This is a genomic window from Dyadobacter frigoris (genome assembly GCF_005280585.1).
Taxonomy (GTDB): Bacteria; Bacteroidota; Bacteroidia; order Cytophagales; family Spirosomataceae; genus Dyadobacter; species Dyadobacter frigoris.
On sequence record NZ_SZVO01000020.1, the window covers coordinates 54,231 to 74,753 of the forward strand.

Consider the following 20,523-nt stretch of genomic DNA (forward strand, 5'->3'; position numbering starts at 1 on the left):
GGCACTGTCTTTGTTGCCCTGTTTATAAATCTAAATTATTAATTGGCCTTTTCGGTCAGAAAATATTTTCCAACAAAAAATGGCAGAATCAACTAAAACGGCCCTGATTACCGGAGGCTCAAAAGGAATTGGATATGGCGTAGCCGAAGTGCTTATTAAAGAAGGAATCCAGGTTGCCATTACCAGTCGCTCTCAAAAAAGTGCTGATGAAGCAGCTGCTAAACTTAATAAAATCCGCGACGGTTTTGCAATTGGTATTGAATCCGATGTGCGCAGTCTGGAATCGCAGCAAAATGCAGTAAAAGTGATTCTTGAAAAATGGGGACAACTGGATTATGTTATCGCCAATGCCGGCGTTGGTCACTTTGCTCCCATTTATGACCTGACTGTGGAACAATGGCAGGAAACGATTGATATCAATCTTACAGGCGTATTTTTCAGCGCAAAAGCTTCGCTTGCTGCTTTAAAAGAAACGAAAGGATATTTTATCAATATTTCCAGTCTTGCCGGAACGAACTTTTTCCCGGATGGAACGGCTTATAACGCCAGTAAATTCGGTTTGGTAGGTTTTTCACAAGCAATGATGATGGATGTGAGAAAAGACGGAATCAAAGTTTCGACGATCATGCCGGGTTCTGTTGCTACTGAATTTGCAGACCATACGCCGTCAGAAAAAGATGCATGGAAAATCCAGCCGGAAGATATCGGCCAGATCGTTTCAGATCTTATCAAAATGCCAGCCAGAACATTACCAAGTAAAATTGAAGTAAGACCTTCTGTTCCTGGAAAATAATTTAACAATTTGTAGCAAGCGGTATGCAAACCGTTTGCTACAAACCAATTTCATTTCTTCCATACCACTTCGAATACAAATAGTAAGAAGAAATTAATCCTGAACCGGCAAGTCCCCAGACCGGAATTTTGTACAAGATCAATAAAGTCAGGATCACGAAACCAATTAAGAGCGGTTTCAGCAGATCTTCAAGTATCCCTCCGTGTTTGTACAGATAAGTATGAAATAACATCAGAACTGCCAGCCCCAATCCGTACAACTGTATTATTTCAAACAAAGAAAGGACCTGATATTTTGCAGCGATCAGAGTTTCGGGAATGATAATCAGCGCATGTGACAAGAGAATTCTTATGAAACGTTTGGTTGTCGAAATGGGTAAAGATCGGTTCCAAAGCCAAACTTCATTTTCCCAATGAAAGAGTTCAAAAGAAATCCCGACATTTAACAGATAACCCAAAGACAATCCGACGGCTGGTAATCTGAGATCGTAATTATCCGTATTGTAATAAATCAAGGTACACATCGCAACGCCGATCGCGCCGGCTTTGCAGGCGAGCAAAGTAATTCCTCTTTCTCGAAAAAGCCATTCGACCGACCAGTAAATCCAGGAAACTGGTCTTGGGAAAGGCCAGTTAAAAATTGTTTTATTTTTGGAATGATATAAAACCGGATTCCGGATTCGCCATTCTGACAAAACAACAAGCAATAAACTAAGTAAAATATACCAGACGAAAATCGGCCAGATCTTACCTAACAGTCGATCCTGTTTGGCAATGGAAATCATGTAAATGCCATAGTACAAGATGGGTTGTAAAAAGCCAAGTGCCATAAAACCAAACCGCAAAAATCGTTTTGGTACTGGCCAAAGTCTGGAATTATAGATAAAATTATATTCTGGCTGAATCCATAATGTTTTAACAAAGTGCAGACATAATAATGTGTACAAAAGCCAGATTCCGCCCAAATAAAGCATTCCAAATGGATCGGTAAGAAAAAACACGGCGAAAGCGTAATGTTCTCTCCCGCTCAGAAATCCAAAAAGTAAGCCCATCAAAACGAAAAACATTCCCGAACGCTGCCGGAAAAATGCCTGCACAGTAGAAATCATTAACACTTTCATACCGCTTCAATTCGGATTAAATTCTTGTTTTTCAAAGCAAAACTAGCCGTGACATTCAGCCCTTCCTGCTGAAAAAGCTGATGTGAAGAAATTAAAAATGTAACGCCTTTTGCATGATAATTTTCGATAAGGTTGAAAAGCGCTAATCTGGCTTCCTTATCGATTGTAATAAGCGGCTCATCCAAAATGATAACAGATGGATTTCCAAGGAAAGCCACGGCAAGAGATACTTTTTTAACCATCCCACTGGAACAGCTTCCAAAGGAATTTTTCAAATAGTTAATTCCCAAAGCTTCAATCAGCATTTCGGTTTGTCCGACCGGACTTTGTTTTGCCTCTGCGACAAATGTTATCAAATCACCCGGCGTCAGAAAGGAAGGATATAATGGTTCTGCTTCTCCCAGATTTAATCTTAACCGATAGTCGACCGGCTGATCTTTAAGATTATATTTTTGATCCAAAATAATATCGCCCGAACTTGGTAACATTCCAGCCAAAGTTCTGAATAGAGTCGACTTCCCCGCACCATTTTCTCCCTGAATCCAGTAAATTCCATAATCAACTGCCCATGAAGGAATTGCCAGTACTTGAAATGATCCGTATCGCTGCGTTAAATTTTGAATTTCAAGAATCATTAAGTTATATATAATTTTATTTCATATCAAAGGTAGTGAAATCGTTGATATGCAATTAAAAATTCTGCGTTTTATATTAAAGTAGTAGAAGATAAAGAGCAATAGCCAGAACGACAAAATAAATTAACTTCCTGACTTTTTAAAAATTTTTAATAAATTGCAGCACCTTTATTATTTTTTATTTTGTAGTGGTACTCATGAAAAAAAATCTTCTGCTTCTTTTAATCCTTTTTGCTGTTAGCTCCAACACTCAGGCTCAATACGAGGCGGACTGGAAATCTTTGGACAAACGTGAGACGCCAATCTGGTTTAAAGACGCAAAATTTGGCATTTTTATTCACTGGGGATTATATTCTGTTCCCTCATGGGCAACAAAATCCGGTGCTGATGGTTTTGGAAGTGGATATTCGGAATGGTATTGGCAACGGTTAATGGATCCAAAATTGAAAATCCATAAAGAATTTGTCGCTTTTCAGGAAAAAAATTACGGGCCAAATTTTAAGTATCAGGATTTTGCAGGAGAATTTAAAGCCGAGCTTTTTAATCCCGACGACTGGGCCGATTTATTTAAAGAAGCAGGTGCAAAATATGTTGTTTTAACTTCCAAACATCACGAAGGATATGCTCTCTGGCCAAGTGCAGAATCATGGAACTGGAATTCCATGGACGTTGGTCCCCATCGTGATCTGGCGGGTGATTTAACAAAATCTGTAAAAGAAAAAGGTCTGCATATGGGATTTTATTATTCGCTTTATGAATGGTATAATCCAACCTATAAATCGGATGTCAATCGTTATGTTGACAACCATATGATTCCCCAAATGAAGGATCTGGTTACAAGATATCAGCCAGATATTCTCTGGACAGACGGAGAATGGGACCAAACTTCGGAAACATGGAAAAGCAAGGAATTTCTGACCTGGCTTTTTAATAATAAATCGGTTAACAAAAGTATTGTTGTCAACGACCGTTGGGGAAATGATACCAAAGGGAAACATGGCAGTTTTTTCACGACAGAATATGGCCAGGGAACTTCCTCAGATACACATCCGTGGGAAGAATGCCGTGGAATTGGCGAGTCTTTTGGATATAACCGGAATGAAAATCTGGAAGATTATATGAGCAGTGATAAACTGATTCATTCCCTTATTCAGATCGTTTCAAAAGGCGGTAATTTTCTATTAAATATTGGGCCAACTGCTGACGGGCGTATTCCTGTGATTATGCAGCAAAGATTAAAAGATCTTGGAAAATGGCTGAAAATAAATGGTGATGCGATCTATGGCTCCGAACGCTGGGATAATGCTGCGGCTGCTTCAAAAGACAGTACCATTTTCTTTACAAAAAAAGGAAAAGATTTATACGTTATCTGTTCAGAATGGCCTGACCAACTGGCGATCAGCGGTATATCAAAACCGAAACGTGTAACAATGCTGGGTTATAAAGGCAATATAAATTCCAGTCAGTCGAAAGGAAAATTGATCATTTCAGCACCGACTGTCACACCTAAAACTTTGCCGTGTAACTCCGCCTGGGTTTTCAAACTTGAAGGCATTTTATAAAAAGTTCAAAGACGTTATTCCTTAACCTATTCATAACAAGAAAATTTTCACCATGAAACCTACCCGTCGCTCTTTTTTACGATTGTCAGCATTGGCACTTCCGTTTACGCAAGTCAACAAACTTTTTGCCTCAACCGCAGTTAACAAACCTATTGTCGTTTCGACCTGGGACAGCGGACAAATCGCTAATTCTGCCGCATGGCCGGTTTTGGAAAAAGGCGGAAAAGCACTGGATGCTGTAGAACAAGCTGCAATAGCCATTGAAAACGATATCAATTGCTGCGTTGGCCTGGGTGGAAATCCAGATCGCGACGGATATGTTACATTGGATGCAAGTATCATGGACGAAAAGGCAAATTGCGGTTCAGTGGCCTTTATGGAAAGAATTAAACACCCGATTTCAGTTGCAAGAAAATTAATGGAAACCACGCCACACGTATTTTTGGCTGGCGTTGGCGCACAACAATTTGCATTAGCAAACGGATTTCCGCTTGAATCAGGCGAGCTGTCTCCCGACGCCGCAAAAGCGTACAAACAGTGGTTGGTAAAGGCTGAATACAAACCTGTTATCAATATCGAGCATCAGCAGGCGCACCCAAAAGGCGAACACGGACCTTTTGCGCCAAACCGTTTTGACGACGGTTCTTTCAATCATGACACCATGGGGACAATCGCTCTGGATGCCAATGGTGATGTTTCGGGTATGTGTACAACGAGTGGAATGGGTTTCAAAATGCGTGGTCGCGTGGGTGATACGCCGATTATCGGAGCCGGTTTGTTTGTAGACAATGAAGTGGGCGCGGCAACGTCATCCGGACAAGGCGAAGAAGTGATCCGGGTTTGCGGAACACACCTTGTCGTTGAATTTATGCGGAACGGACTTTCTCCTTATGAAGCTTGTAAAAAAGCGGTAGAGAGAATTGTAAAACCAAATCCGGAACGTGCCAAAACTTTTCAGGTTGGATTTATTGCCATTAACAAACAAGGTGAAGTTGGTGCTTATTCTGTTCAGAAAGGATTTAATTATACCGTAACAGAAAAAGGTGGCAAAGGAAAAGTAATCAATGCAAAAAGTCATTTTGCCTGATTTTTAGCAATCTGCAATCGGCTATCAGATTTATACTAAAAAAAGCTGATAGCATTCATAAACTATTTATTAAAATTGAACCATAGTATTATCAAAATGAAATTGAACAAGATCCTTCCTTATCTACTCCTATTATTAACGACGGTTAGTTTTGCTCAGCAGCATTCTGAGCAAAATCACTCCAACTATATCGCTCCGACGGATCCTTTGGTTCAACAAAAACTAAGCAAATGGCAAGATGTCAAATTTGGCTTATTAATGCACTGGGGAACTTACAGCCAGTGGGGAATCGTGGAATCCTGGTCACTTTGTCCTGAAGATGAAGGCTGGTGTGAACGTCGCGGACCACATTCGCACGACTGGTTTGAGTACAAAAAAGCGTATGAAGAAATTGGCAAAACATTCAATCCTGTAAAATTCAATCCGGAAAGATGGGCTTTGGCGGCTAAAAATGCCGGGATGAAATATGTTGTTTTTACAACAAAACATCATGACGGATTTGCGATGTTTGACTCAAAGTATACCGACTACAAGATCACAAACACACCTTTCAAATCTAACCCGAAAGCTAACGTTACCAAAGAAGTTTTGTCGGCATTCCGTAATCAGGGATTCATGACAGGAACTTACTTCTCAAAACCTGACTGGAATACGCCATCTTACTGGTGGAAATATTTCCCGCCAAAAGATCGTAACGTTTCTTACGATCCTAAAAAATATCCTGACCAGTGGAATAAATTTAAAGAATTCACTTACAATCAGATCGAAGAGCTGATGTCAGATTATGGCTCTGTTGATATTCTTTGGCTGGATGGGGGCTGGATTCGTCCGAAAAGTACAATTGACCCAAATATCAGCTGGCAGAAAAGTATTCCTTACGACCAGGATATTGATATGGCGAAAATCGCTAAAATGGCACGTTCGCATCAGCCTGGATTATTGGTTGTAGACCGTACCGTTACAGGCGAATTTGAAAATTATGTCACACCCGAACAGTCGATTCCTGATCATTATATGTCCATTCCATGGGAATCATGTTTGACAATGGGTGATTCCTGGTCTTACATTCCAAAAGAAAATTTCAAATCGACAGAAAAACTGGTTCATACTTTGATTGATATAGTTGCCAAAGGAGGAAATCTATTGCTGAATATTGCTCCGGGTCCAGACGGAGAATGGCATGAAGAAGCATACCAGCGCCTGGATGAAATTGGAAAATGGATGAATGTAAATGGCGTTGGGATTTATGAAACCAAACCTGCGGCGCCATATCGTCAGGGGAAATGGGCTTACACTAAAAAAGGAAACACGACCTACGCATTTTATCTTGCTGAAAAAGGAGAAACTATTCCTGCAAGTTTGAAACCGGAAGGACTTACAATCCCTGCGTCAGCAAAAATTACAATTGCGGGGAATAAAAAAGTTTTACGTCTTAAAAATGGAATGATTGAAGTTCCAGCGAAAACGATTGCAGAAGTTGGTAAGCAGCCTGCTTATTTGTTCGTGATTAACTAACTTTTTTAACCGCAATAGACGCAATGGTTTTCGCAATGGACACAATGGTTAATGCTTGCATCCATTGCGAAACCTATTGCGCCCATTGCGGTTAAATAAGGCCCGCTTTAAAGTTAAATTACCGACTATACAGAAGTAATCTTATATTTGTTAGTATCAGTTTACGATTCAAAATAAATTAAAGTATATAAGAAACCTTTAATCCAAAATGATAAAATCAATAGCCGCGTTACTTTTGTTAACGGCCATTAATACCTTCGCACAAACTCCTCCAAAACCTTACGGTGCTTTGCCTGCACCAAGACAGATTGCATGGCACGAAACAGAGGTTTATGGAATCATGCACTTCACTCCTACGACGTTCGAGAATAAGGAATGGGGTTTTGGTGATGCGGATCCAAAATCATTTAATCCAAAAGATTTTAATGCCGAACAAATCGTACTGGCTGCAAAAGCGGGTGGACTAAGAGGAATTGTTTTCGTGGCAAAACATCATGATGGATTCGCGCTTTGGCCAACTAAAACGACGGAATACAATATTTCAAAAAGTCCGTTCCGTGATGGAAAAGGCGATATGGTTAAAGAAATTGCAGACGCAGCACGTAAACACGGCCTGAAGTTTGGTGTTTATTGCTCTCCCTGGGACAGAAATAATGCCAAATACGGAACAGCCGAATACCTGGCCATTTACCGTGAACAACTTAAAGAACTTTACACAAATTATGGTCCGTTGTTCATGTCATGGCATGATGGCGCCAATGGCGGCGACGGATATTATGGCGGAGCCAAAGAAAAACGCTCTATTGACAATACCACTTACTATCAATGGGATTCTACCTGGACCAACCTGACGCGCAAATTGCAACCGTCGGCTAACATTTTCAGTGATGTGGGCTGGGATGTTCGCTGGGTTGGAAATGAAGACGGTGAAGCAGCTGAAACTTCCTGGGCAACGTTAACACCGGTTCCTTCCAAAGGACAGAATGTAGCGGTTCCAGGTCAGGCAAATGCAGATGAAAATCCGGGCGGAACAAGAAATGGTAAATTCTGGATACCTGCTGAATGCGACGTTCCGCTTCGCAAAGGCTGGTTCTACCATCCGGATCAGAAACCAAAAACGCCCGAAAAACTTTTTGAATTGTATTTAAAAAGCGTAGGACGCGGCGCAGGACTGGATTTAGGACTTGCTCCTGATACCCGAGGTCAGCTTCATGAAGATGACGTGACAGCCTTGAAAACTTTTGGAGATCGTGTTAAAAATACTTTTGCTACAAACCTGATTGCTCGTGCAAGCTCGAAGGCCGTCAACGTGCGTGGTTATAATTCAGTTTACAGCGCCAAAAATATCCTTGACGGCAAACCGGAATCTTACTGGGCAACGGATGAAGATTTCAAAACTCCGGAAGTAACAATCGATCTTGGCAATCCTGTAACTTTTGATATTATTTGTTTGCAGGAATACATTAAACTGGGACAAAGAATTGAAGGTTTCGCCGTTGACGTCTGGGAAGGAAATGACTGGAAAGAAGTTGCAACCGGAACAAGTGTTGGGGCCAAACGTCTAATCAAATTATCCGCTCCGGTAACAGGTCAAAAATTTAGATTAAGAATCACAAAATCACCGGTTAGTGTAGCGATCAGTGAATTCGGATTGTATAAAGACTCGATGTAATTGACTGATAATCTTTTAAGAAAACCCTTTGACGGCAAGTTCGTTGAAGGGTTTTTAGTTTTATATTGATCTGAAACATTTCACTTGCCAACTTACTTTTTGACAAATAGATAAAGCGTATAATATAGAATAAGTAATCCGCTGCTTGTGATAATACTTCCCGGAAGTGGAGAATCTAATGTCGCAAAGAGTACAAGACCAATTAACGAGATACCCAAACCAACCATAGAAATTAGTTTCTTCCTGCCAAGAGTTATTGTATTTGCCTTAGCCTGATTTTCAAAATTTGCCTCCGGTTTATTCCAGTTTCTAATTTCATTGACAATCATTAAAAGAGCCACAATGACCAAAGCCCATTTCAGGTAAAGATGTAAGGTTTTATAAAGCTCTTCATCCACAGCGTAAATTACATTGATTACAGCGCCGAAAGCCATAATCGCTAGAAACAGATAAAACAATGTCCTCTTGTACGGTTTCATATCTGCAATGAATTGAGGTGACTAAACACTTTGTTTTCCCTTTTTCCAGAAATATCTTATGACTAAAAAAATAGCAGAGATTTCCATAAACCAACCGAGATACAAGGCCATTCTTCCGGTCATTTTCATATTAGAATTTATAAAAAGAAAACAACCGATCAAGACGATCAATATGCCGACTAAAAAAGTTAATATGATCCTTTTCATAATCAGTCGGTTTTAGAAATCCAGAAATAAATTTTTAAAAAATTTGGTACCCCAAAAGGGAATAAACATCCGCCAGAAATCTTTCTTTTCCAGCATGTTCAATGCTAACAGTCGCAGACCACTTACGTAGGGATGATATAAAAAAGCGTAAATCTGTAATCCGATGACGAATACTATCGGGCTGATTAAATTATTTTTTGAGCATAATGCTAACACTCCAAGGGGAATAAAAATCAATCCGTAATAGACAAGAATATTCTTTGTTTTCATAATGAAGAGTTTAGTTAACTTTTGTACTCTGGTGATACGAGAAAATCCTGATTTGGTCACATATTGCTCAAACAGTCATATTTTGGCTCTTATAATAAAAATGGTAAGTTATTATTAAAATAACCTACCATTTTGCAAATTCTCTTTAAGATATTATTCCAATCCAAAGAATAATATCTTAAAATATTTTATTTCTCTAAATGGAATAAATATTTTCCAAAAATTATTTTTCTCGAGCTTATTTAATACTATTAGCCTCAATCCACTTATAAATGGGTGATAAAGGAAAACATAAATAGAAAGAAAAAATACAAAAACGTTTGGATTAATATAATTTAACTTTAAACTTAATGCCAACAAAGCTAACGGAATAAATATCGCCACATAATAGATAAAAATATTACGAATTTTCATAATTCACTTTTATTTAGCAGAGTGATTTAAAAAAATAATCCATTAACAATTCAATTATATGGGGTGTAATTAAGAGTAAAATCCTCCTTATTTAACGGTCCCATAGGACTGTTTTCAGGAGTTACAAGTATTAGACATACTCTGGCAGCACACGCAGCAGCTAATGCAGCAGCAGTCGCTGGTATGTATGCACTCTGTACCCATGCATAAACAGAGATCCAACCGTGATTAGAATAAGCATCAGTCATACAGTTTATTACTGCCTGTCCGCAACCATCAGTTCTTAAACTGCTAGCACTAGGGCCTGCTTTTAATCCCATATCCACAATTTCAGGTTTGCTAATTTTATTGATATTATAAGAAACTTTAACCAAAGAATTTAGATTCACATACTGTACTTCGCCTCTAGTAGTTTTAACAATCGTGGGATTAAAATACCCTTGACTACTTTTATAAACTATAAACGCATAATCGTTATCTAAATTATTTCCATCTTTTTTATACGAGACACTATACGAAACAGCGTCTAAGTCTTTAATCTTTGTTTTGAGAACAGATTCAAAATCTAAGCCATTTAAATTTAACTCCTCACTATTAGTAAAAGCAACTTCTTCTACGTAACCGTTGTAGATTTTTTTTAAATCACTGGCTAGCTGGGAGTCTTTTATTTCAGAAATAGTTAGATCCCCGTTTACATTAACAACTTTTTCTGTGGGGATAGATAATGAAGAAGATTTTTCATCTTCTTTACAGGAAATTGCCGAAGACAATAAAACCATTAAATAAAACCCGGACTTGAATAACTTTGACATACATTCTACATTTAGATGGTTGATAATACATTTCAAATGTAGTAATAGTTTTATTACATGAAAATACCCATTTAGTGGGTATTTTCATCCCTTTTAATAGCAAAGTTAATAGCGAATTTTAGTAAAGAGCCAGAATCTACCTCTTCTAAATTTATTTTTTGCTTTATATTCTTTCGGTGTGTCTTTACAGTCTCAATACTTATAAATAGCACCTCAGCGATTTCAATAGAAGTTAATCCCTTGGATATCAAAATAATAATTTCCTTCTCGCGATTTGTAAACATAAGTGTGAGTAATAATTTTCCTTTATACTCAGAAAAACTATTTCGTCACTCTTTTGAATGTTTCTTGTAAAAAAATTGGAGTACTGTTTACTTTATCCAGCTAATCCAGCCCTTCCCATCTTTCGCACTCACCATGTCGTAAGCATTATCAGAAAGCTGTATTAGATAGAAACCATTCGTATCATATAAATAATTCTTAGAAGCAATAGCGGGTCCGTCCGTAGGATATCCATCTCCTACCACACCTAATCCAGAGAAAATAGCCCGCCCGTCCGTAGAGAAAGTTGGCGCTTTTGCTGCGTCCAGATATATAAATGTTGCGTTATTGTCCTGTACAAAGATCGGAGCAAATGCATCATAATTTGATCCATATCCCGGCCAGTACAAGTAAAAGTAATATTTGGCTGCTCCACTAACTAAGGAATTTACATTAAAAGCGTCGTCAACTCCATTAACATGAAATCCATTTTCAGACACCCAATAGCTATCTTGCGACAACGCTGCCTGATACCACCTTTTCGCGGCGGCTACATCCACCTTTATAGGTTTTGCGGCTTCAACAATTGTTGTTTTTGTTCCGGAAGCTGTAACGCCCAAAACAAGATTCGCAGCGTCCCAGGTGATATTTGTAAAACCATTCAGTGTTGTTGAGCCATTGACAAACGGAGTTATAAAGGATACGCCAGTCGAGCTGTAATAATAATCGGTAGTGAAGGTATTAACGGTGGTTCCTGTCAGCCAGTTTAAGGTAATCGTTCGTGCATTTTGATTAACCGCTATTTCATAGGTAACTCCACCCGAAACGAAACGTTTGAAGTAGGTCAGGTATTTGGAAATATTACTGAATAGCAAACTTTTCGCTAATCCTCCATTTCCATAGGCAGTAGCCTCTTCCTGCGTCGCTTTAATTAAAATAAGCTTGCTTTGATTTTTAGTGCCTGTTAAAGTAATATTTCCTGTACTGAGTGAATCCCCGGAAAAGGAAAATTCATAATCGGATTTTAAACCGTCACCATAACTTCCTCCATTAACCGCCGCATCCGGATCTGCCAGCACGTGCAGGTAAGAATAGGTATCAAAAATAAGCGACGGCGTTTGCATCGCTTTTACGCGGTAACTGCTTTCCTTTGGTGTTGCGGCAGATTCAGCGGCAAAATCAGAATACATCACGACACGATTTTGATCGTTAAATTTGAAATAAAAACTATACACACCTCCGCCGTCCGGATAAATAATTCCCTTCCATCCATAGGGCGCGCCGGATAATTGTTTCTGATAAGCGGCCAGCGCTGCATTGACACGTTCATCTGCTGTTTGTTCAAAAACATCATTGTCATCACTGCATGACCAAAGTCCGGCAAGAAGAAATAATAACAGATAGGACAGATACTTATTTTTCATTGGAAATCTTTTTGAACGAACAGTTTCTTATAACAACGGAACCAGCGCAGCGCGGGTTTTCTTCTGCAACTCATAGAAATCGATACCCCAGGCAGTTTTGTAATAACTTACCACGAGCGCCTCTTTTCTCCTCAATTTCGCCTGTGCATCGGCCTGGCTTGTACCGTTTGCACTAAAACCTGCCGGGATTGAATTTATAATTTTTTCCCAGCCGCCTTTTCCTTCAATAAGCAGTATCGCAATGGTTTCAACAAAATCATCATCAAAACCTGAACTTGAATAAGCTGTAACAAATCCATCCTGGCGGGCTTCGGCATCGCTAATATTAATCCAGTTTTCTCCCTGAAACAATCCTTTGCAAACCGTTTTAAATTCAACCGGGTAAAGAATATTCTGATGTAAAATATGTCCGAATTCGTGCTGTAATGTATGAACAAACTCTTTCACTTTGTTAGAATCCGTAGCAGCCACGTAGTCTGCTGTGCCGCGCGTTTTAAAATTATTTACGTCAAAAAGGACAATTTTCCTTCCGCCTTCTGCCTGTCCAAGTACTACGCCACCGTTCGACAAGTATTGCACACTTCCTGAAAGGATGAAAGTTTTGGGAGAATACATATTGAAAAACGTAAGGCTTTTTTGCTGAACATAAGGCGTGATCCAGGCGCTTTTTACAACCCTGGACAAGGGAATAATTTTCTCCTCTTTCGGCGGAACCAGTGTTTTTGTAACATCCCCAAACTCAAACTGATCCCAACGGTATTTCATTTGAATATTGTAAGGAGTTGTCAGGCTGTCTTTAATATACTTATCAATAACAGTTGGCGGTATAACAGGACCACCGAGATCTGCAATTTCGGCCACGTCTCCAATCGAATCTTCCTTACATGAGCTCATCAGAAAAGCCAGTGCAAGAAGAGAAAAGATATAGTTATAAGTAATTTTAATATTCATTTTATAAAGATCTTTAATATATTTTTCCGATAGCCAAATATTTCAATTTACTTATCTCGGGTTTAACTGAATACCCGACTGAACCACAGATTGTGGCAATTGCAGCACTCTTTTTGGATCGTCGCTATTGACAGAAATAGTTTCACCTTCTCTGGTTGTATGCACCACATTGATTCCATAACGAAGCATATCAAACCAACGCATACCTTCCTGTGTAAATTCAATTCTCCGCAGGTCTTTGATAGACGATAAAAGTCCCGCCGTATTATTTGCCGTTGTATTGCTCAGACCGTAATAAGTTCTGATTTTTGCCAGAGTTACTATATGTGTCGTTACATCATAATTTCTCAATCGCTTGCTCATAAACAAATTGATGTCCGAAAGTGTGCCGGTACTGTTTCCTAAATAAAGATTCGCTTCTGCGCGATTGAAAAGGACTTCCTCCGCCGTAAACAATGGAACCATAACATACGGATCCCCGATTTCTGCATTTACAGATTGTTTGACAAAATATTCCGACAATTTTGGGATAAGCAGGTTGCCATCCCCCTGTGTGTAAACCGGGAAAGCCCAGTTGGCCGAATTACTTGACAGCGCACTGATCTGATTTATTTCTGCCCATTTTGCATTGGTAAGGCCATACCGGTATTGAGCCACATAGCGGCCATATACCGAGCTGGTTTCTACCAGTAATAAATTGGCCGGCTCACTGGCTCTTGTATATCTTTTGTATAAAGCATCGTATGTCAAAGGCAAATATTCCGTATTCCACGGGCGTAAATTACCGGCAATATCACCTGATGGAAAAACGGCATTGGCGTAAGAGAGCGTTTTAGCGTAATCCTTTTTTACCAGATAAAAACGGCTGGCAAATGCGTTGGCAGCAGCAATATTGAAATGATATTTTGGAACAGTATATGAAACATCCTTAATCAAGGGAAGCCCCTCCAATAAATCTTTTTCAATCATTTCATATACATAAGCAACCGTTTTTCTTTCATATTGTTTGATCACAACATCTTCCGGCTCGGTCACGTAAGGTATTCCCGGATCCGTTGCTGCTGTGGCAGGATTATAAAATTTTGAAAAGAAACTTACCAGCATAAAATGTGCATAAGCCCTTGCGACCAAAGCCTCCCCTTTTTGAGCTGAAAAAATTGAAGGATCTTTTGCTTCGCCAATAACCTGTAGAGCCAGATTTGTCGCTGCTATGGCTCTATAAGCTTTTGCCCAGTACATATCCGGCGAATCTTCAATATTAACCGGCGCATCCACCACTTCAAAACGATAAGAGCCACGGTTTACACGGTCATCCTGCCCAACACCTTTGTCTCCCACATTATCGCTCATAGCCTCACCGAAAGATACATATCCTCCTTGCGGATAGGCAGTTGTCAACAGTTGAGATACCTGTTCCGGTGTTTCCAGTGTCGCTCTTGTGCTGTCGGGTTCTTTTGACAAAAAATCATCACAGCCCATCAGCATCAATAACGGCAGTAAAACAAAAATTCTGGTTATATATCTGTTTTCCATTTTCAATTTCATCATTATAAAGTGAACTTGATGGCTACCGTAAACTGCTTTTGAATCGGCTGTGCCACACCACCGGTATTAAAGAATTCCGGATCTTGTCCTTTCAGTTTTTTGTCGGAATAAATAAGCCATGGGTTAATTGTCGATACCTGAATCGAAGCGGCCGTCATACCAAGTCTTTTAATCATAGTCAAAGGAAGGCGATAAGCAAGCGATACAGATTTCAGGCGAACGAAATTCCCACTGGCCACACGCTGGCTGGAATAATTGTAAGTTGTGTAAGGATAAATTCCGGCCAGATACTGATTTTCCAAAATGTCAGGAATTGACGGAATATTCGTAATTTTTTCGTCACCCGGCTTTTCCCAACGGTCGTTTAACTCTCTTGGTGTAGCATCAAGATCACTGAATGCAGGTCGTGAACCGGATGTTCCCTTGTAAAGCGGATTCAACCGGATTTTATTACCGGCCTGTCCCGTAAGAAAAACATTCATGGTCAGGTTGCGGTAAATAAAAGTATTGTTCAAACCACCCGTTAGCGGCGGATCAACAGGGCCTTCATATTTCAGATAAGAAGTGTTTAAATCCTGAAGATAAACGTCTTTGCTAACTTCTCCTTTTTCATTCAAAAATGTCGGCACGCCGGTTTTTGGATCCAGACCTCTATAATCAACAGAGAATAAACTTCTTACCGGATGCCCCTGAATATTGGCTCCTTCTGCCTTCACCATATCAAAAATCGTAGGCAGGTTATCCACGCTTGTAATCTGGGTATGTGCATAACCGGCAGTAAAACGGGAACGCCATGAGAAATCCTTCGTTTTGAGAATTACCGCTTCCAGCGAAAGGTCAATTCCTTTTGACTGCATATCCGCGTAGTTGGCGATTTTATACGTTTGTCCCCCAATACCGGAAGTTTTTATTTTGTCAATCAGATCAAAACTGTTTCTCAGATAAACGTCTGCTGTGATGTTGAAACGGTTTCCCAAAAGTCCCAGATCAAGACCAATATTTCCACTGTACAATTTTTCCCAGGTCAGTTGTAAATTGGCAAGAGAGGCAAGATCAATCGCCGATTCTTTTTCATCCGTGTATGGACGATTTGTGATAATACTTTTTAACAATACCGCCGAGTTTGTTGCCGGCCCTGTACTGGCAGTCAATCCGTAACTTCCGCGTAATTTGGCATAACTGATCCATGAAAGGCTTTTGATAAACTCTTCATGATCCAGATTCCATGATCCCGCAACCGTCCAGGTAGGCAGCCAGCGACCGATTGCCGATTTCCCGAAACGGTTTGAACCATCGTAACGGGCATAAGCGGTGAAGTTATATTTGTCGTCCAAAGTGTAACCCAAACTTGCATAAAATGCAGCGAAACGGTCAAAACTTTTGGTCATTCCAAAATACTGGAAGTTGCTTTCGATCGTCTGTTTCAATATCCGGTAATCCACAAAAGGAACTCCACCCTGGTCATATTGATAACCGTAACCTGTATTATTTGAATTTTGTCTGTTTGTAAATTTAATTTCCTGACCAACCAATGCATTCACCGCATGTCTTTCACCAAAAACTTTGTTATAACGAAGGTTATTCCGGACATTATAAAAAGTCATTTCATCTTCGTTGCGGTTGTAAAAACCTCCACGCGGTAAAACCACAACCGGATAAGCATCAGGATCATCCGGATCTCTGTACAAGAATTTATTTTTTAAAGCGATGGTAGAATTCCCAGCTGCACGGTACGCATTCGCCATGTTGGAATTTTCGGTGATCTGATGTTCCTGGCCTGTGTGTATGTAGCGAAGTGCACCCACAAAATCGTACTGAATATGCGGCGTGATTTTATACGCCAAATCTCCCTGTAACCTGATATCAATCAGATTCAGATCGATATAGTTATTTTCAAGTTCCGTCAGAATATTAAACGGAGCGTAATTTCTTCTAAAAAATTCACGGTTTCCATTTTCGTCAAAAGCAGTCAGTGTACGACTGGTATTTAAAGCATAACTAAATGGATTGATATCAAAATCACGTCCATATGTTCCATCCACCGGATTGCTCTGGCGCGTTAAAGAGCCAGGCGCTCTTTGCTGACGAACCGAAGAAAGTGTTGAAAATCCGAGTGTAAGTTTGTCGGACAGCTTGTACGTATTTCTAAAATTAAGTGTATAACGTTTCACTTTATCCACAACCGTCCAACCGTTATCGCTCAGAAAACTGGTAGAAAAATAAGACTGAGATTTATCGGTTCCAAAGGAAACACTTAGGGAATGTTCCTGCAAAAAGTTGTTCTTGAATAACACATCAAACCAATCCGTATTAGCACCAGCGTATCGTAAAAGGAATGCTTTTTTAGCTTCCGGTGTGTTGGAAATACCAAAATTACCACTCGCATCTGCATTTAATAAACTGTAATATTTGCCATAAACACCATAATCAGGATTGTCCAGAACGCTGGTATTCAAATATCCCTTTCTTTCCAATTCTCCCAAAACCGACATCTGTTCGGCAGAATTCATGATGTTGAAATTTTTGTAAGAAGGTTTTAACTGCGTACTAAAATTACCTGAATAACTGATGACAGGTTTTCCGGCTTTTCCTTTTTTAGTTGTAATTACAATTACACCATTCATCGCACGCGCACCGTACAAAGCAGCTGCCGCAGCATCTTTCAGGATGTCAAAAGTTTCAATGTCATTCGGGTTCAGTCCGGCAACTGCGGAACCAAGTAAAGTAGTCGGATCACCGCTGGAAAGCTGATCGTTGGAAATATTTACGATATCTTCCAAAACAACGCCATCCACTACCCAAAGCGGTTTGTTATCACCATTTAAAGAAGTTGCGCCGCGAATACGGATTTTTGGAGCAGCACCAAAAGTTCCGGAAACGTTCTGGATTGAAACCCCGGCTGCCCGGCCTTCAAGCATACGGCTAACGTCCGGAAGTCCGTCAATACGGATATCGTCTGTTTTTAATGTTACCGCGGATCCCGTAAATTTACTTTTATCAATCTGCTGAAAGCCAGTCACAACCACATCCTGAAGACCCACAGCATCTTCATTCAGTTCTATTGTAACAAATTTTGCAGCGGGAAATTCAGTAGCTAAAAAGCCGATCATGGTCACAACCAGCGTAGCTCCTTCGTTAATATCGGGCAGTACAAATTCTCCCTTTTCATTTGTAACTGTCCCTTTTTGAACACCTTTTATCCGTATTGTGGCCCCGATCAGTAATTCACCGGTTTTACTTTTCACCACGCCACGGACTTCAATATTTGCAGCTGCTACCTGCTTTGGGCTTATTGTCAAAACGGCACACAAAAAGATACCTGACAAGAACACAAAGAATGGTCGAAAACCACTGGTCCGATAAAAAATCTTCATACTTGAATTGTAGTAAATTTCTATATTAAATAGGTCTCAAATTTTAATGGAACTCAATTATACGGATAAACAATCTAATAAACGATTATTTCCCGGGATAGATGTATTCTAACCCTAAATACTTTTTTAGACAATAATATTTTTAGGATAAGCCAAAATGCCAAATTTGTGTCAGCAAGTGACTTTAATAATACAAGATATGTATGGAGAGGGGTGCCTGGTAATAAATGTAAGAAAAAAAAATTCTTTTCCCATTATCGGTGACATTTCTTAACGTGAATTTTATACTTTTATCGATCTCTCAGTGCCAGCCCGATCAGTTCAGCCGTGTTTTTCACATTTGCCTTTCGCATAATGCTTGCGCGCTGATTGGCAACTGTGTTGGAGCTTATTGTAAAATGCTCAGCAATATCCTTACTGCTCATTCCTTCGGTAAGACATTGCAGGATCTGCTGCTCTCTAGGTGTCATTTTGTTCCATACAGAAGCTGTACTTACACTTTTGACTTCTGTAATTTCCGTTTCTTTTTTGGGAAGAATAAGATTCCGTATAATTATTGACGATGCATTGGGAGGATAATATAATTCTCCGGCAGCCACGCTACGGACCGCTTTCAGGATTTCATCCCTGCCAGTATCCTTCTGAAGATATCCGGCCGCTCCACTGGTTACAGCCGACAGAATATAATCCGGATTGTTATGCATACTGAAAACCAGCACTTTGACATCAGGAAAAACCGGCACTAATAATTTAATTGCTTCCAGTCCCGACATGCGCGGCATCGTCAGATCAAGCAAAACCACATCTGGTTTTAATTTTGAAACACTTTCCAACACTTCATCGCCATCCGACGCCTCCCCCACGATGAGAATATCGTCCTCATCTTCAATCAAGGTTATGATACCTTGTCTCACCACCGAATGATCATCAACGACTAGTATACGTATTGGCATATCGCTCAAAGTTATGATTGCACAGGGATATTAATAACCAGCCTCGTGCCGGTATCCACTTTCGATATAATTTTCATTTCACCGTTGAGCAATTGCGTACGCGTCCGGATATTTTCAATTCCGTTTTGTGTTAAAAAAGATTCGCTTTTATTTTTCAAATTACTAATTAAAAATCCTTTCCCATCATCTTCAATCTCCAAAACTATCTGATTCTCTGTTTGTTCTAATTTTATCTTTATATTATCCGATTCGGAGTGCTTAACTGCGTTATTCAAAGCTTCTTGCGCGATTCTATACAGCCCGATTTCCACAGGTCCGGCCAGTGCAATGCGATCTTTTTTACCTTCATATTTTATTTTTATCTCCGACAATTCCGAAGTTTGTGCGCAAAGCAGATTCAATGCAGCACTTAAACCAAAATCGTTTAAAACAGATGGCATAAGGTTGAAAGAAACCTGCCGGGTGGTTTGGATCGTATCCTGAATTAACGAAACCAGTCTGTCAAAACGAAGTCGCTGTTTTTCGTCATCAAACTGCATTTGTTTAAGTTTTTCGGCCTGAAGTTTTAATCCGGTCAGCATTTGCCCAATACCATCGTGCAATTCGAGGGCAAAACGTTTTCTCTCTTCTTCCTGCCCTTCAATTAATGCGGCAGCCCGGATTCGATTTTCGGCTAGTTGTAACTGGTATTTTTCTTCTTCACTTCTGATCAAATCGTTCTGTGCACGGATCAGTTGGCTATTTGCCACCTTTAATTTTTTATTCACAACTCTTACCGCATCTTCGGATGCAGCCAACAAACGAACGATCCGTCGTGTTGTATTGACAACGGGCCGAAAAATTAAAATACCTTCTGCCAAAAGGACTATCAGTGTCAGGATGTCTAAAATCCATTCAATTTGTTCCAGTATCTTTATACGGCCATAACTTTCCCTGTCAAATTGAAAGACAATCGCGTCCATTTGTCTTAGAAAAACAGGTTCTGCCGTCAAAATAATCCGGAGTGCATTTCTTTTTTCTTCTTCCGGAACCGATGTATTAATTACGATCAGAAGATTGGTATAGATTGTCTGAAAAACAGGTTCCAGGTTTCTGTACATGTTTTTAATCGAATCACTTTTTAAAACCACAAATTCACTTTCCATCTTGATCCGGCCCCGAAGCAATTGTTCGTGGCTCACTTTCCAGATATTAAGCAATGAGTCGATTTTAACAGAATCACTGGTCGGAATTTTCTCGGTTTGTAAAATAGCAAGTTTCGTCAGCCGCTGGCTTAACATGCGCTGGCGGCCGGCCACATTCACTACCCGGCTGTCATGATTGAGATTATTAATCGTTCTTCGGATTAAAAAAAGTCCGCTGACCGTGAGCACGGCTACCAAAGTCAGCGCGACAATATAATATCGGGTAAGGCGATCCGCAACCTGACTTTCGAGTTTCTCCATTTTT

At 39.8% G+C, this 20,523-nt stretch carries 16 protein-coding genes; 5 read left to right on the plus strand and 11 right to left on the minus strand.

The genetic code is table 11. From position 1 onward, the window contains the following. Nucleotides 1-79: 79 nt before the first annotated feature. A complete protein-coding gene (locus FDK13_RS30325) occupies nt 80-793 on the plus strand; it encodes an SDR family oxidoreductase (protein ID WP_137343772.1) in 714 nt (237 codons plus the stop codon). A gap of 37 nt (nt 794-830) precedes the next feature. Here FDK13_RS30325 and FDK13_RS30330 read toward each other — a convergent pair whose 3' ends face one another. Continuing rightward, on the minus strand, nt 831-1,913 hold the full coding sequence (locus FDK13_RS30330; RefSeq protein ID WP_137343773.1) for a hypothetical protein: 1,083 nt from the start codon (nt 1,911-1,913) through the stop codon (nt 831-833). Next, entirely contained in the window at nt 1,910-2,548 is a 639-nt protein-coding gene (locus FDK13_RS30335) for an ABC transporter ATP-binding protein (RefSeq protein ID WP_137343774.1), read from the minus strand. The genes FDK13_RS30330 and FDK13_RS30335 overlap by 4 nt, the downstream gene beginning before the upstream one ends. A gap of 197 nt (nt 2,549-2,745) precedes the next feature. Between FDK13_RS30335 and FDK13_RS30340 the strand changes: the two genes are divergently transcribed. The 4 genes from FDK13_RS30340 to FDK13_RS30355 all read left to right on the plus strand — a co-directional run bounded on the left by FDK13_RS30340 (nt 2,746) and on the right by FDK13_RS30355 (nt 8,384). Continuing rightward, nucleotides 2,746-4,110 (plus strand): alpha-L-fucosidase, encoded by a 1,365-nt coding sequence (locus FDK13_RS30340; protein ID WP_137343775.1) that lies wholly within the window; start codon nt 2,746-2,748, stop codon nt 4,108-4,110. Between the two features lie 52 nt (nt 4,111-4,162). After that, the gene (locus tag FDK13_RS30345) at nt 4,163-5,197 is read left to right on the plus strand and encodes an isoaspartyl peptidase/L-asparaginase family protein (RefSeq protein WP_137343776.1); all 1,035 of its coding nucleotides are present in this window, start codon (nt 4,163-4,165) and stop codon (nt 5,195-5,197) included. 96 nt (nt 5,198-5,293) lie between these two features. Beyond that, nucleotides 5,294-6,712, plus strand: a complete 1,419-nt coding sequence (locus tag FDK13_RS30350) for an alpha-L-fucosidase (protein ID WP_137343777.1) — start codon at nt 5,294-5,296, stop codon at nt 6,710-6,712. 208 nt (nt 6,713-6,920) lie between these two features. Beyond that, nucleotides 6,921-8,384 (plus strand): alpha-L-fucosidase, encoded by a 1,464-nt coding sequence (locus FDK13_RS30355; RefSeq protein ID WP_137343778.1) that lies wholly within the window; start codon nt 6,921-6,923, stop codon nt 8,382-8,384. A gap of 92 nt (nt 8,385-8,476) precedes the next feature. On the opposite strand, the gene FDK13_RS30360 is transcribed toward FDK13_RS30355, so the two are convergent. The 9 genes from FDK13_RS30360 to FDK13_RS30400 all read right to left on the minus strand — a co-directional run bounded on the left by FDK13_RS30360 (nt 8,477) and on the right by FDK13_RS30400 (nt 20,519). Continuing rightward, nucleotides 8,477-8,863, minus strand: a complete 387-nt coding sequence (locus tag FDK13_RS30360; protein ID WP_137343779.1) for a hypothetical protein — start codon at nt 8,861-8,863, stop codon at nt 8,477-8,479. A gap of 941 nt (nt 8,864-9,804) precedes the next feature. Then, nucleotides 9,805-10,566 (minus strand): hypothetical protein, encoded by a 762-nt coding sequence (locus tag FDK13_RS30365; RefSeq protein WP_137343780.1) that lies wholly within the window; start codon nt 10,564-10,566, stop codon nt 9,805-9,807. 71 nt (nt 10,567-10,637) lie between these two features. Beyond that, nucleotides 10,638-10,850, minus strand: a complete 213-nt coding sequence (locus FDK13_RS30370) for a response regulator transcription factor (RefSeq protein WP_137343781.1) — start codon at nt 10,848-10,850, stop codon at nt 10,638-10,640. Nucleotides 10,851-10,937: 87 nt separating this feature from the next. Further along, on the minus strand, nt 10,938-12,251 hold the full coding sequence (locus tag FDK13_RS30375) for a DUF4302 domain-containing protein (RefSeq protein ID WP_137343782.1): 1,314 nt from the start codon (nt 12,249-12,251) through the stop codon (nt 10,938-10,940). 27 nt (nt 12,252-12,278) lie between these two features. After that, the gene (locus FDK13_RS30380) at nt 12,279-13,202 is read right to left on the minus strand and encodes a substrate import-associated zinc metallohydrolase lipoprotein (protein ID WP_137343783.1); all 924 of its coding nucleotides are present in this window, start codon (nt 13,200-13,202) and stop codon (nt 12,279-12,281) included. 51 nt (nt 13,203-13,253) lie between these two features. Beyond that, nucleotides 13,254-14,735 carry a RagB/SusD family nutrient uptake outer membrane protein gene (locus FDK13_RS30385; RefSeq protein WP_137343784.1) on the minus strand — a complete coding sequence of 494 codons (1,482 nt, stop codon included), beginning with the start codon at nt 14,733-14,735 and terminating at the stop codon, nt 13,254-13,256. Between the two features lie 14 nt (nt 14,736-14,749). Beyond that, entirely contained in the window at nt 14,750-18,073 is a 3,324-nt protein-coding gene (locus FDK13_RS30390) for a SusC/RagA family TonB-linked outer membrane protein (RefSeq protein ID WP_374756119.1), read from the minus strand. A 338-nt stretch (nt 18,074-18,411) separates the two neighbouring features. Further along, nucleotides 18,412-19,074 (minus strand): response regulator transcription factor, encoded by a 663-nt coding sequence (locus FDK13_RS30395; protein ID WP_137343786.1) that lies wholly within the window; start codon nt 19,072-19,074, stop codon nt 18,412-18,414. An 11-nt stretch (nt 19,075-19,085) separates the two neighbouring features. Continuing rightward, the gene (locus FDK13_RS30400; protein WP_137343787.1) at nt 19,086-20,519 is read right to left on the minus strand and encodes a sensor histidine kinase; all 1,434 of its coding nucleotides are present in this window, start codon (nt 20,517-20,519) and stop codon (nt 19,086-19,088) included. Between the last annotated feature and the right edge of the window lie 4 nt (nt 20,520-20,523).

Coding starts and splice junctions, on each gene's coding strand:
- FDK13_RS30335 (WP_137343774.1), bottom strand. CDS start 2,548: ATGATTCTTGAAATTCAAAATTTAACGCAGCGATACGGATCATTTCAA.
- FDK13_RS30325 (WP_137343772.1), top strand. CDS start 80: ATGGCAGAATCAACTAAAACGGCCCTGATTACCGGAGGCTCAAAAGGA.
- FDK13_RS30375 (WP_137343782.1), bottom strand. CDS start 12,251: ATGAAAAATAAGTATCTGTCCTATCTGTTATTATTTCTTCTTGCCGGA.
- FDK13_RS30365 (WP_137343780.1), bottom strand. CDS start 10,566: ATGTCAAAGTTATTCAAGTCCGGGTTTTATTTAATGGTTTTATTGTCT.
- FDK13_RS30350 (WP_137343777.1), top strand. CDS start 5,294: ATGAAATTGAACAAGATCCTTCCTTATCTACTCCTATTATTAACGACG.
- FDK13_RS30380 (WP_137343783.1), bottom strand. CDS start 13,202: ATGAATATTAAAATTACTTATAACTATATCTTTTCTCTTCTTGCACTG.
- FDK13_RS30395 (WP_137343786.1), bottom strand. CDS start 19,074: ATGCCAATACGTATACTAGTCGTTGATGATCATTCGGTGGTGAGACAA.
- FDK13_RS30370 (WP_137343781.1), bottom strand. CDS start 10,850: ATGTTTACAAATCGCGAGAAGGAAATTATTATTTTGATATCCAAGGGA.
- FDK13_RS30345 (WP_137343776.1), top strand. CDS start 4,163: ATGAAACCTACCCGTCGCTCTTTTTTACGATTGTCAGCATTGGCACTT.
- FDK13_RS30340 (WP_137343775.1), top strand. CDS start 2,746: ATGAAAAAAAATCTTCTGCTTCTTTTAATCCTTTTTGCTGTTAGCTCC.
- FDK13_RS30360 (WP_137343779.1), bottom strand. CDS start 8,863: ATGAAACCGTACAAGAGGACATTGTTTTATCTGTTTCTAGCGATTATG.
- FDK13_RS30355 (WP_137343778.1), top strand. CDS start 6,921: ATGATAAAATCAATAGCCGCGTTACTTTTGTTAACGGCCATTAATACC.
- FDK13_RS30385 (WP_137343784.1), bottom strand. CDS start 14,735: ATGGAAAACAGATATATAACCAGAATTTTTGTTTTACTGCCGTTATTG.
- FDK13_RS30330 (WP_137343773.1), bottom strand. CDS start 1,913: ATGAAAGTGTTAATGATTTCTACTGTGCAGGCATTTTTCCGGCAGCGT.
- FDK13_RS30400 (WP_137343787.1), bottom strand. CDS start 20,519: ATGGAGAAACTCGAAAGTCAGGTTGCGGATCGCCTTACCCGATATTAT.